Annotated in this window: 9 protein-coding genes; all 9 read left to right on the top strand. The window is 47.0% G+C overall.

Annotated features, from left to right (window positions below; translation table 11 throughout):
• Positions 1–17: 17 nt before the first annotated feature.
• The 9 genes from GCU39_RS13995 to GCU39_RS13955 all read left to right on the top strand — a co-directional run bounded on the left by GCU39_RS13995 (position 18) and on the right by GCU39_RS13955 (position 12,695).
• On the top strand, positions 18–1,856 hold the full coding sequence (locus tag GCU39_RS13995; protein WP_152397240.1) for a cache domain-containing sensor histidine kinase: 1,839 nt from the start codon (positions 18–20) through the stop codon (positions 1,854–1,856).
• Positions 1,831–3,429: a response regulator transcription factor gene (locus GCU39_RS13990; RefSeq protein WP_152397239.1), complete on the top strand. Its 1,599-nt coding sequence runs from the start codon at positions 1,831–1,833 to the stop codon at positions 3,427–3,429. Before GCU39_RS13995 ends, GCU39_RS13990 begins: the two co-directional genes overlap by 26 nt.
• Positions 3,426–5,051, top strand: coding sequence for a glycoside hydrolase family 3 protein (locus tag GCU39_RS13985; RefSeq protein WP_152394089.1), 1,626 nt, complete (start codon positions 3,426–3,428; stop codon positions 5,049–5,051). The genes GCU39_RS13990 and GCU39_RS13985 overlap by 4 nt, the downstream gene beginning before the upstream one ends.
• Before the next feature lie 167 nt (positions 5,052–5,218).
• On the top strand, positions 5,219–7,411 hold the full coding sequence (locus tag GCU39_RS13980) for a stalk domain-containing protein (RefSeq protein ID WP_152394088.1): 2,193 nt from the start codon (positions 5,219–5,221) through the stop codon (positions 7,409–7,411).
• A 164-nt stretch (positions 7,412–7,575) separates the two neighbouring features.
• Positions 7,576–8,043 carry a Fur family transcriptional regulator gene (locus tag GCU39_RS13975; RefSeq protein ID WP_152397238.1) on the top strand — a complete coding sequence of 156 codons (468 nt, stop codon included), beginning with the start codon at positions 7,576–7,578 and terminating at the stop codon, positions 8,041–8,043.
• A 5-nt stretch (positions 8,044–8,048) separates the two neighbouring features.
• Positions 8,049–8,300 carry a membrane protein insertion efficiency factor YidD gene (yidD, locus tag GCU39_RS13970; protein WP_152394087.1) on the top strand — a complete coding sequence of 84 codons (252 nt, stop codon included), beginning with the start codon at positions 8,049–8,051 and terminating at the stop codon, positions 8,298–8,300.
• A gap of 368 nt (positions 8,301–8,668) precedes the next feature.
• Complete coding sequence (gene metG / locus GCU39_RS13965; RefSeq protein WP_152394086.1) at positions 8,669–10,651, top strand: methionine--tRNA ligase; 1,983 nt, start codon at positions 8,669–8,671, stop codon at positions 10,649–10,651.
• Between the two features lie 245 nt (positions 10,652–10,896).
• The gene (locus GCU39_RS13960; protein WP_152394085.1) at positions 10,897–11,886 is read left to right on the top strand and encodes a metal ABC transporter substrate-binding protein; all 990 of its coding nucleotides are present in this window, start codon (positions 10,897–10,899) and stop codon (positions 11,884–11,886) included.
• A 29-nt stretch (positions 11,887–11,915) separates the two neighbouring features.
• Positions 11,916–12,695, top strand: a complete 780-nt coding sequence (locus GCU39_RS13955) for a metal ABC transporter ATP-binding protein (protein ID WP_152394084.1) — start codon at positions 11,916–11,918, stop codon at positions 12,693–12,695.
• Positions 12,696–12,713: the final 18 nt, after the last annotated feature.

Genomic DNA, 12,713 nt, shown 5'->3' with positions numbered 1-12,713 from the left:
AGGAGAGCGGGATTATGATGATGAATTTAAGACTCAAACTATTTACGGCTTTTATAACACTCATCATTATCCCGCTTGTTCTCGTAGGGGTTATCACTTACTTCGTCACTTTTGATTTGATAGAGAAGAGGTATAGTCAACAAGCAGAATTCTCACTCAAGGCGATTAGCCAGAACATTCAATTCGTATTTAGTGAGATGGACAAGGTCACGGAGAACGGGATTGCAGGGAATGTGGTCCAGACCGCGATCGGTGCGGTCAATTCCCGTGAACTTGATCTATCTGATGCAAAACAGTTGAAGCTGAATGAGAATCAACGTAATTTTCGGGTCAATCTCTTCAGCCATCCGACAATTAGCTTTGCCTTTGCCTACAATCTTAAAGATGCGACGATTGCTTCGATCTTTACGAAAGAGAACTTCACGGCCTTGCCATTCGCAAGATTCAAGCGCGAGCCGCTGTATCAAGAGGTCGTTGAACTGAACGGGGCGCCGAAATGGGTTGGTCCCTATGAATATAAAGAGATTACAGGTACGGATCCTGTCTTCACGCAGATTCGGATGGTCAAAGAATTAACGACGATGAAAAATATCGGTGTGCTAATTACTCAGATTAAAAACTGGGAGATTGAGCGCATTTTTAATGACTTCCGCTATAGTAAAAATTTAGAAGATACCCGCTTTTTCCTCGTGAATGAAGACGGGTTAATTCTCTATGATACGCAAGAAAGCTATAATGGGGAAAATATTAATCAATATCTTGGCAAACCGATGAAATTCAATTCCAGCTATCAGAGCTATCGGGATGATTTCAATCAACATGAGAGTGTCGTCTCGATGAACAAGCTGAAGGATCAGCAGTGGTACCTTGTGTCAACGACTTCTTGGAACTCGCTGTCGCAGGACATGGGGATTTTCCTAAAATGGGTCGTTGGAATTCTATTTATCAGTCTGCTCGCTGCGTTCCTCTTCTTCTGGTTATTCATGAATCGAATTACCAAATCGATCATTCGCATTGTACGCTTCATGCGCCGGGTAGAGAATGGGGATTTATCTGCTCGTGTGGATGAAGAAGGCAATGATGAGTTGTATCTTTTATCGAAGGGCTTCAATAGCCTAATCTTTCAGGTCAACAACTTGCTCGAAGAAGTGAAGAAGGAGCAGAAGCATAAGGCTCAAGCTGAACTTCGTGTACTGCAAGCGCAGATTAAGCCCCACTTCTTATTTAATACACTTGAGTCTATTAATGTGCTGGCGATTCAGAATGAGGGGCGCAAGGTTAGCCAGATGGTCTATCGACTCGGCAATATTTTGCGTATTAGTATTCAAGATAAAGAAGAGATCATGATCTCGCAAGAAATCGAGCATCTCCGAAGCTATCTCGAAATCCAGAAGTTTCGATTCGATGAATTATTCAATTTCGATATCCAAATGCCAAGAGAAGTATTGAATTCGATGATTCTGAAGTTAACGCTGCAGCCGCTCGTCGAGAACTCGATCCAGCATGGATTTGAAGGCATCACGCATCAAGGCTTCCTGCAAGTGACGGGTCATGTCGATGGGGAGGATATTGTTATCACGATTCAAGATAACGGGATCGGGATCTCGAATCGTCAGCTGCGCAAATTCCAGTACTTGAAAAATGATGATATCCTTATCCAGGAAGGACAGGATGTCGTGATGAATGAACGTCGAGGTCTGGGGCTGCGGAGCGTGGCGGACCGCATTCGGATCCAATACGGATACCGCTATGGTGTCTATATCTGTTCAGAAGAAAATCAAGGAACGACAATTCGAGTCAGAATTCCGAAGTATGGGCCAGGTGAAGTGTATGAAGCTAAAAGCGATGCTCGTTGATGATGAAATCCACATTTTGAACAACTTGAAGATGGTGCTTCCATGGCAGGAGATGGATATCGAGATCGTAGCTTTGGCACGCAATGGTGTTGAAGCGCTTGAGGTTGTGAAGGAAGAGCAGCCTGATTTGATCCTGTGTGATATTCGGATGCCTGTCATGGATGGACTGAACTTCCTGCGAGAGTTACGTAAGATCGATACAGAATGCGAAGTTCTAATGCTCACGGGGTATGAGGAATTCGAATATGCTCGTGTTGCCTTGCAGCATGGGGTACGCGACTATATCTCGAAGCCGATCAATTATGAGAACCTAGAGGACGTCGTGAGACGGATTGCCGGCATGATACGGACGTCCCGAATGGAGAAGCAGATGGCTGAGCGCCGCTGGGGCAAGATGATCGATTTGGCTTATGAGAAAATGATGTTCGATGTGCTTATGGGGTATTCGAATGGCGATGCGAATTATTTCATCTCACATGAAGATCAACGTATCGAGGATTTAGAGTATGTAGTCATGATTGTCGATCTAGATCAGTACTCGGTGAAATCGGTGACTTGGAATGATAATGAGCGGAAGTTGTGGAATTTCGCCGTCAGCAACGTCCTTCAGGATGCGCTCAAAGAATTCCACTTGAAGTATGCGGCACTGCAGACACGTGAAGGGGAATGGTGCCTCATTATTCAGTTCTACCATGATTCCTTCCATGTGAGCAAGGAAGAGATTCAGAAGTGGGCAGCCTGCCTGCAAAAGGCGGTAAAGGATAATATCAAAATGACTGTGAGCGTCGGTTATGACAGAGGTCCTATCTTAATTCGTGAGCTTGCGCTATCGTATAAGAATATTCAGCGCTATCTACTTACGAACCCTGAGAAGGAACAGATCATTTCGGTCGGCGACAGCGTACCGAGTCAAACGGAGCCGACAGGCTCCCAGTGGGAGCTGATCGAAGAGATTGTCTCAGGCTTGCGGCACGGTGACCGCGGAAAAATTGAGAAATCCTTGCACGTCCTGAAGACGAGTCTGATTGTATCCACAGACAACTCGCTTGCGCAGGCAGAGAAATTCTTCTACTACATCGTGATTCATCTCTTGCGAGAGATGCGGGAGATGGATGTGCTGTCCGCTGCGGAAGAGGAAGAGGTATGGGCGAAATTCGGGTATAAAGTGAGTCTGAAGGAGCTGCTCGTCGTCATTACGGAACTTGTGAACCGTGCGCTCGACGTCACATCGAGCAAGAAGTCGAGTGAACTGCTGATGATCTCAGCCAAGGACTACATACAACGTAATCTCGGTTCGGATATCGGCATTGATGAGATTGCGGATCACCTGGGCATTAGCTGCAGTTATTTTAGTCTATTGTTCAAAAATTACTTTGGGGAGACTTTCGTTGAGTATTTAACCAAGCAGCGGATGGAACTCGCAAAGTCGTTGCTCGTAATCAGCGATAAGAGCATTACTCAGATTGGGTCGCTGGTTGGCTATATGGAACGAAGATATTTCACCAAAGTATTCCAGAAGTACACAGGCATGACCCCTTCAGATTATCGGGAGAGAAAGGCGGAGGAAGAATGAGCAAATTAGCGGCGTTATCATTAGAACAAAAAATCGGACAAATGGTGATTTGCGGATTCAACGCGTATACATCGGATGCGCATATCGAACAATTGATTGAGAAACATCATATTGGCGGGGTCATTTATTTCCGTCGCAACTATAAGCATGTTCAGCAAATGGCAGACCTATCCTATGCATTGCAGCAATTTAATAAGAAGCATTCCGACATTCCGCTCTTTATCAGCATCGACCAAGAGGGCGGTATGGTCGCACGGATTGATAATGATCAAGTGACCCTGGTTCCAGGCAATATGTCCATTGGCGCTTCACGTGATGCGCAACTGGCGTATGATGCGGCGGTCATTTGTGCGAAAGAGCTTCGTCTGATGGGGATTAATGTGAATTTCGCACCGAGCCTCGATATTAATAATAATCCGAAGAACCCTGTCATTGGCGTTCGTTCCTATGGCGAGAGTGCAGAGCTTGTTAGTGAGCTTGGTATTGCAACCATTGAAGGCTACCAAGCATCGGATGTGGTTGCGACAGCCAAACATTTCCCGGGACATGGTGATACGGCTGTAGATTCGCATTATGGGCTCGCTTCCGTGCCGCATGATCGTGAACGACTCATGAAGCTTGAGCTTGCTCCGTTCATTCAAGCGATTCAAGCTGGCGTCGATATGATTATGACTGCTCATGTCATGTTCCCGGCATTCGAACCAGATCAAATTCCTGCGACCTTATCACGCAAGGTGCTTCACGACTTGCTTCGCGTCGAGCTCAAGTATGACGGCGTTATTGTCACAGATTGCCTTGAAATGCATGCGATTTCCAAAGAGTTCGGCGTTGCGGAAGGCGCTGTCATGGCCATTGAAGGTGGTGCAGATATTGTCCTCGTCAGTCATACGTTAGGGGAGCAGGTTGCTGCCATCGAGGCTTTGGTGCAAGCTGTACGCTCAGGGCGCTTGTCCGAAGAGCAGATTAATACGTCTGTCGAGCGAATTCTAACACTGAAAGAGAAACGCCGCATGGCCGAGATTCAACCTCTAACCGGTGAAATTACGGAGCAATTCGGCACACCAGAGAGTAAAGCCGTGATTCGTCAGCTGACAGAGAAGAGTATTACCGTCGTGAAGGATGAAGGACAGTCGGCATTCGATACGACAGCACCAACACTCGTGATCTGGCCGGAAGTGCGGCATCATACAGAGGTAGACGAACCAATTGAGCAAGCATACACACTTGGGCCTGCTCTTACTGAACTGGGGATGAATGTGAAGGAACTGCGCTTAAGCACGCATCCAACTTCCGAAGAGGTGGCTTCGGCATTAGCGCATGCTGCAGATTACGAGCAAATCGTCGTTGTGACATATAACGCCGTATCGGAGCTGCATGAAGGGCAAGTAGCCATTGTTCGACAAATCGCGTCAAGACCGGATGTGAACTTAACTGTTGCGTCGACTCGTAACCCATATGATCTCAATCAGTTCCCTGAAGTCAAACGTTATGTATGCTGTTATGAGAATCGTCCGATGACGATGGGGGCATTAGCCAAAGTATTGACGGGGAACATTCCTGCACAGGGCCGCCTTCCGGTTACGCTTTCATCTGATTATTCGTTTGGAATGGCTGTCAATTAGGCAATAATAAAGGCTACAGACCGATATCCTACGGACAACGGATGTCGGTCTTTTTTCATAATATTTTAACAATCAAGAAACTTTCTTTAATTTTCAACGTCTATATACTTGGAAAGAAGCCGCGGATGCTTCATCAAATATATAGACACGTGTAGAAGGAGTTCTTTATGAAAGTATTTAAAACAGCACTCATATCGACATTCATTATCGCTCAGCTCTGCATTGCTTTGCCGGCTTTTGCTGAAGCAAGCACGACGCCAGGATCGACACAAAGCGATAATACGCAGCAAAAATCGCAGGATATGGCACCAAACACGCCAAATGATGGATCGGCCGTAGCGCCGGGAACGGAAAACAATCAACAAACAGATGGTACGGTAGATCCGACGAATCCTACGGATCCGACCACACCTACGAACCCAACCACACCAACCAATCCAGGGACAGTGACACCTGACCCAGATGTTACTTCGGTAAAATCTGAGGATGTACTGGTACTGATGATGAACAGCAACAAGATGTATCGTAATGGTCAAGAAGTATTGGCGCTTCAGCCTTTGACAGTGACGAACGGCATCTCCTACATCGCTCTTCGCTCGATTGCGGAGCAAGCAGGATTTGTTGTCAAATATGATTCAGCAACCAAAGAAACCATTCTGAAGAGTGGGCAGCAGGAAGTTCGTTTCAAAACAAATAATTCAGCCTATACGATCAATGGTAAATCGTACAAAGCAAGCGGTAACGCCTATCAACAAAAAGATGTATTCATGGTTCCGCTTACTTCGATTACAAAAGCGTTAAACATCCCTTATTCCGTTGATAATGTTGCAAAGAAAATTACATTGAACCTATACGCTGCACCAACTGCGAATTTTACCGTTTCTCCGGGCGAGATTTTCGCTGAGCAGACGCCGGTTACTTATAAAGATCAATCCTCAGACCCACGTGGGCTAGCGATTGTACAGCACCGCTGGGAAGGCAATGAGAACATCTTTGCGGAGCCGGGAACACATACGATCACGCATTGGGTCATGAATGCGAACGGTGTATGGAGTGAACCATACTCGGTCACAATCGAAGTCAAACCGAAGAACTTGCCGCCAGTGGCGATGTTCACAACGGACAAAGATACGTACAAAATGGGTGAATTGATCACTTTTAAGGATGAGAGTACAGATGATGAAGGACAAATTACCAAAACGGAATGGTTAAACAAATCGATCGGTTATTTCGAGCCAGGTGAGAAGACGATTACATTACGCGTAACGGATCGTCTTGGTCAAGTTGGAGAATACCAGAAGACGATTACCATCACGAATGAAACGATGTATCTGCATGATGACTTCTTCAAGTTATATACTCCGATTGGCGAGAAATTTACATTGCAGAAGAATGATATTTTGGAACTAGCCAAAGCGCCATTCTCATCTACGGATTCACAGCAGACGTTGCTTCGCAGTAACAGTCCAGAGAGTTTGTCCCAAGAAGGCATCGTCTTCCGTGACACGATTCAAGGTGAAGCAAGATTCCTTGTTCACCATAAGAATGTATCGAGTCAGAACTTGAAGGTGTATGTTGTCGTCACGAATCCAGGCACGATGCCGACGAATGTAACGGTGAAGGATGTTGGGTTTGCTGGACCGAATGAATATGAATCACTAACAGGTAAATCGTCCGTTGAACGCTACTTCAAATCCGTGAATAGCGGATTCCTTGGACAGACGACGACACTACAACCAGGTGAGACGAAAGTGATCTTCACGGAGCTTAGCGCGCAAGCAATGAAACCAGGGCATGTCGTTAGCTTGATGGGCGATGTGAGCTCGGATTCCGAAGTCACTTATCAAGTTGCAGCTGTCGAAAGTGGCAAAGACATTCTGAAGACATTGCCGAGCTTAACGCTGCTCAACCGTGATAATATTCATATTCGCGGAACGTATGAGAATGCGAACCGCCTGATTGAGTTGAACCAAGTGGTTGGCGACAAGCCGTCCCGCATCTCGCTCGCTGATAATAACGATGACTTATATCTGAACGGGGTCGATAACTCGAACGGCATGCCAAGCATCAATATGGGGAACTATGGTGTTATGTACACCATCAGACTGAACCATGTTGCGCCGAACACGCTTATCGCATTTAACCCACGCGGCGGCATCTACAAAGGGATCTTCGTCGTGAACGGTCAGATGACTGAAGCACCGAGTAATGGAACATTGGTGAACAGCAACGACGCGAGTGTCATCTACCGTACAGGAAGCGCAGAGGAATCTGTCACGATTCTCTTCACGCCAGTGTCCGGCAGCAACTTGCCTGTCAGCATGTTGTTCCTTCCACTCGCTCAGAAGCCTCAATCCTAAACATATCTATGACCGTGCGGTCCTTTATCTGAAGGGCCTCACGGTTTTTTTATGCATGCTTGTTAGCGTGTATTGCCGTTCGATTGACGGGTGTCTAATAATGTTGCATTATAAGAGGATGGATGTATCAATGGACACGTAATGATCAGATGGGGGGATGGACGTTGCTCAAGACAGAAGAAATTGTGCAGATCATGTCCAAACAAGGTCTGCGTATCACCGATCAGCGTCGAACGTTGGCGAGATTGTTCGCAGAGTCTGAGGGCTATTTAACACCTAAAGATGTGTATGAATATATGTGTAAGCATTACTCAGGATTAAGCTTCGATACCGTATATCGGAACTTGCGTGTCATGCAGGAACTTGGTGCGCTCGAGCAGATTATGTTCGAAGAAGGGGTGAAATTCAAAGCGCGGTGTGCGGAGAATCATCACCATCATCACTTGATCTGTCTTACTTGCGAAAAGACGTATCCGATTACATTCTGCCCGATGCAGTTAACGGACGTCCCTGACCAGTTCCAAGTTGTGAAGCATAAGTTCGAAGTCTTCGGCTATTGTAAAGATTGCCTTGCGGCTGAAGCTGGCGATCCTGGCAGCCCATCACGTGGGACTGCTGCTCGTTCGGAGTAGGAGAGATGAAATGGGTGCTGAAGGCTCCGATTCATTTCTATCGTAAAGTCATTTCGCCAATGAAACCGCCAACCTGTCGCTTCTATCCGACATGCTCGGCATATGCGCTTGAGGCGATCGATGTCCATGGTCCTGCCAAAGGTTCGTGGCTCGCGATCAAACGGATTGGCAAATGCCATCCTTTTCATCCTGGCGGATATGATCCGGTTCCTCCACCGAAGTCGAAGCCGGAATCGACTGGAAACCCGCAACCTTGACATTGGAGGCCGGACTCGTTATATTCATGATATATATGTTATCCGAGGAAGGGATAAGTACATGTAAGTAGCCTAGATCAGAGAGCCGGGGAAGCTGAAAACCGGTATAGGCGAGGATATGGAAAATGGTCCTGGAGGATTTGCTCTCGAGCAAGGTGTTAGCGCAGGAAGTCAATGTTTCATGTGCGAGCATTATTGTAAGGTTGCAGCGTGCCCAGCGTTAATGGACAGTCTGACACAGACTGGTTGAGCCTTTCTATTGTGAAGTAGAGAGGGAATTTGGGTGGTACCACGTGAGCATACTCTCGTCCCATTACGGGCGGGAGTTTTTTTGTATTCTCATCACATTAAAGGAGATGTCTTTCTCAATGAGTAAATCAGCGAACACGTTCTACATTACAACCCCGATCTATTACCCAAGCGACAAGCTGCATATCGGTCATGCCTACACGACGGTTGCAGGGGATGCTATGGCTCGTTATAAGCGTCTGCGTGGATTTGATGTCCGCTATTTAACAGGAACGGACGAGCATGGTCAGAAGATCGAGCGTAAAGCGCAGGAAGCAGGGAAGACGCCGCAGCAATTCGTAGATGATATCGTATCTGGTATTCAAGAGCTGTGGAAGAAGCTCGATATTTCAAATGATGACTTCATTCGTACGACAGAAGACCGTCATAAGCGGATGGTGGAAGTAATCTTCGATCGGTTGTTGCAACAAGGGGATATTTATAAGGGCGAATATGAAGGCTGGTACTGTACACCGTGTGAATCGTTCTTCCTTGAGCGTCAGCTCGTGAATGGCAACTGTCCGGATTGCGGTCGACCTGTTGAGCTTGTGAAGGAAGAGAGCTACTTCTTCCGCATGAGCAAATATGCCGATCGTCTCCTCGCCTTTTACGAAGAAAATCCGGAGTTCATCCAGCCGGAATCGCGTAAGAATGAAATGGTGAACAACTTCATCAAGCCGGGTCTTGAGGATCTTGCGGTGTCCCGCACGACCTTCGATTGGGGCGTAAAAGTGAAAGGCGATCCGAAGCATGTCGTCTACGTATGGATCGATGCGTTGTCGAACTATATTACGGCACTTGGCTACGGATCTGACAATGACGAGCTATTCAATCGCTATTGGCCGGCTGACGTGCATCTTGTTGGTAAAGAGATCGTGCGCTTCCATACGATTTATTGGCCAATCATGCTGATGGCGCTGGATCTGCCGCTGCCGAAGAAGGTATTCGCGCATGGCTGGCTGCTTATGAAAGACGGCAAAATGTCCAAATCAAAAGGCAATGTCGTCGATCCTGTTACTTTGATCGATCGTTATGGTCTGGATGCGCTTCGCTACTATTTACTGCGTGAAGTGCCATTCGGCTCGGATGGATCGTTCACGCCAGAAGGCTTCGTTGAGCGTGTCAATTCCGATCTTGCAAACGATCTTGGTAACCTACTTAACCGTACGGTAGCCATGGTAGACAAGTATTTTGGCGGCGAAGTTCCGGCATATGCAGGCGATGTGACAGCATTCGATGCGACGCTTCGCGAAACTGCGCTTCAGACGGTGCAGAAGGCCGAGGAAGCACTGGATACGATGGAGTTCTCCGTAGCACTCGCTGCTATTGGCGGATTCATCAGCCGGACGAACAAGTACATTGATGAGACACAGCCGTGGGCGCTTGCGAAGGATGAAGCTAAACGTGGAGAGCTCGCATCCGTGATGGTGCATTTGGTCGAAGCGCTGCGAATCAGCTCCGTGTTATTGCAGCCATTCTTAACGAAGACGCCTGTGAAGATCTGGGCGCAGCTTGGCTTAGAATCAGGCGAGTTAACAGCATGGGACAGCACCCATACCTTCGGTTTAATCCCTGCGGGTACGAAGTTAGTCAAAGGGGATCCGATCTTCCCACGTCTGGATGCGGAGATTGAAGTGGCTTACATCGCACAATCGATGACTGGCGGTGTAGCACCAGCAGCAGAAGCAGCGCCTGAACAATCGGGGGATGCGGCAGTCATTGAAGCACCAGCTGATGTGGAAGAGATTGCGATTGACGATTTTATGAAGGTTGATCTGCGTGTTGCTCAAGTCTTAGCCGCTGAACCGGTGAAGAAAGCGGATAAATTGCTTAAGCTCCAATTGGATCTAGGGTATGAGCAGCGCCAAGTCGTATCGGGTATTGCGAAGTTCTACACGCCTGAACAATTGGTTGGACGCAAGGTCATTTGTGTGACGAACTTGAAGCCTGTGAAGCTGCGCGGCGAGCTGTCGCAAGGCATGATTCTTGCAGCATCGGCAGGAGATCAGTTGACGCTTGCTACGGTGCCGGATTCGATGCCGAACGGCGCTATTGTGAAATAAGATAGAGAAAGGACCGGTAAGAGCCATGAAAATGGCGTCTTATCGGTCTTTTTGCTTGCATTAGAAGGTATGAAGGGGATTCAGAGTGGTGAGATTATACCATATAGAGACATGGGGGAATTTGAATAGATTTTCTATAGTTCGGTTTGTGGGGATAATTTGATGTTGACAGGTTTCATGAAACTCCTTATAATCCTAACAGTAATGTTTACGATTAAGAACAAAACCTTGGGAGGGGATTGACGATGAAATCGATGCGTAAATATAAAATAGGAGCGATCTTCATGATCCTAGCGATCATGCTAGCTGCTTGTGGACAGAATAATGCGATGCAGTTGGAAGAGGGCAAAGTGAACGTGGTAACGACCATTTTCCCAATCTATGATTTTGCAAGACAGATCGGAGGCGATCATGCTCATGTTATGAATTTGATCCCGACGGGCGTGGAGCCGCATGACTGGACGCCGAAGAGCCAGGATATTACGGTTACCTCCAAAGCGCAACTGCTGCTATACAATGGGGCAGGTCTTGAGGGCTGGATTCCGAATTTCCTGCAAGGATTAGATAAAAATGCGAAGCTGAAGACGGTTGAAGTGAGTCATGGGATTGATCTGATTCATGCCGAAGGTGATGATGGTCATCATCATGGTGAGGAAGCCGGGCATGAAGATGAACACAATCATGACAACGAAGCTGCTCATGGCGAAGATATGTATCTTGATCCACATACGTGGGTAAGTCCGAAGTCAGCGCTGATCATGGCGAAGAATATTAAAGATAGTTTTATAGCGATCGATGCTGCGAACCAAGCAGATTATGAGGCGAATTATACGAAACTCGAGCAGAAGTTGAAAGATTTAGATGCGAAGTTCGAGACCGAACTCGCGAAGACCACGAAGAAAGAGATTGTCGTATCGCATCAGGCGTTCGGATATTTAGCACGGGACTACGGGCTAACCCAGAAATCCGTCATGGGATTGTCGCCTGAAGCCGAGCCACGCAGCCAAGATATTCTTGAATTGACGAAGTATGTAAAGGAACACGATGTGAAATACATTTTCTTCGAGGAATTGGTATCGGATCAAATTGCGAAGATGCTGGCGAGTGAAGCGAAAGTAGGAACTCTTGTGTTGAACCCCATTGAAGGTCTTACACCGGAACAAGATAAATCTGGTGAAAGTTATGTTACATTAATGGAACGCAATTTGCAAAATTTAGTTCAGGCTTTACAATAGAGTGAGAACAAGTAAAGGGGAATGCGATAATGACGATTGAATCATCTACGAATGCACGGTGCCATCAAGATGTGATTCGGCTCGAGCATGTCTCATTTGACTATCAAGATCAATCGGTCATTCGTGATTTGAATTTTGCTGTACAGCAGCGGGATTTCGTCGGGCTCATCGGCTCTAATGGTGCAGGGAAGTCAACGTTAATGCGAATGATTGTAGGTCTCTTGAAGCCGAAGAGTGGCAACATCGAGCTGTTCGGAGAACCCATTGATCAATTTAACGGCTGGCAGCGAATCGGCTATGTACCGCAGAAAAATTCATTTAACCCTCTGTTCCCGGCGACTGTTCGTGAGGTTGTTCAGTCCGGGGTGTATGGGAGACGAAATGTTGCGAGACGGATTCCGAAGGAAGATATTCAGAAATGCTCGGATGCGATGGACGTGATGCGTATTGCAGATCTTGCATCCAAGCGGATCGGTCAGCTCTCAGGCGGTCAACAGCAGCGCGTATTTTTGGCTCGGGCGCTCATCAATAATCCAGAATTGCTCATCCTGGATGAGCCGACAGTCGGCATTGACATTGAGACACAGCATGACTTCTTCCAGCTTGTACAGCATATGCATCAGCATCATCGTATGACGTTCCTGATGGTATCTCATGACATGGATATGATCGAAGCCTACTTGGGAAAAGAACCTGCACAGCAGAGCGGCAAGTTAAAGTTCTATGTGAAGCACTCCCATGAAATTGAGAACTGCGAGGCTTTGGATCTATCACATACACTTACGGTACGAGACACAGAATCACGTTAAAGGGGACGAACGGAATTG

Origin of the sequence: Paenibacillus guangzhouensis (assembly GCF_009363075.1) — a bacterium.
Lineage (GTDB): Bacteria > Bacillota > Bacilli > Paenibacillales > Paenibacillaceae > Paenibacillus_K > Paenibacillus_K guangzhouensis.
This window is presented reverse-complemented; position numbering and strand designations above follow the sequence as displayed.

Excerpts from the sequence above, each read along its gene's own strand:
- GCU39_RS13960 (WP_152394085.1), top strand. The coding sequence starts at position 10,897 with ATGAAATCGATGCGTAAATATAAAATAGGAGCGATCTTCATGATCCTA.
- yidD (WP_152394087.1), top strand. The coding sequence starts at position 8,049 with ATGAAATGGGTGCTGAAGGCTCCGATTCATTTCTATCGTAAAGTCATT.
- GCU39_RS13995 (WP_152397240.1), top strand. The coding sequence starts at position 18 with ATGATGAATTTAAGACTCAAACTATTTACGGCTTTTATAACACTCATC.
- GCU39_RS13980 (WP_152394088.1), top strand. The coding sequence starts at position 5,219 with ATGAAAGTATTTAAAACAGCACTCATATCGACATTCATTATCGCTCAG.
- metG (WP_152394086.1), top strand. The coding sequence starts at position 8,669 with ATGAGTAAATCAGCGAACACGTTCTACATTACAACCCCGATCTATTAC.
- GCU39_RS13955 (WP_152394084.1), top strand. The coding sequence starts at position 11,916 with ATGACGATTGAATCATCTACGAATGCACGGTGCCATCAAGATGTGATT.
- GCU39_RS13990 (WP_152397239.1), top strand. The coding sequence starts at position 1,831 with ATGAAGCTAAAAGCGATGCTCGTTGATGATGAAATCCACATTTTGAAC.
- GCU39_RS13985 (WP_152394089.1), top strand. The coding sequence starts at position 3,426 with ATGAGCAAATTAGCGGCGTTATCATTAGAACAAAAAATCGGACAAATG.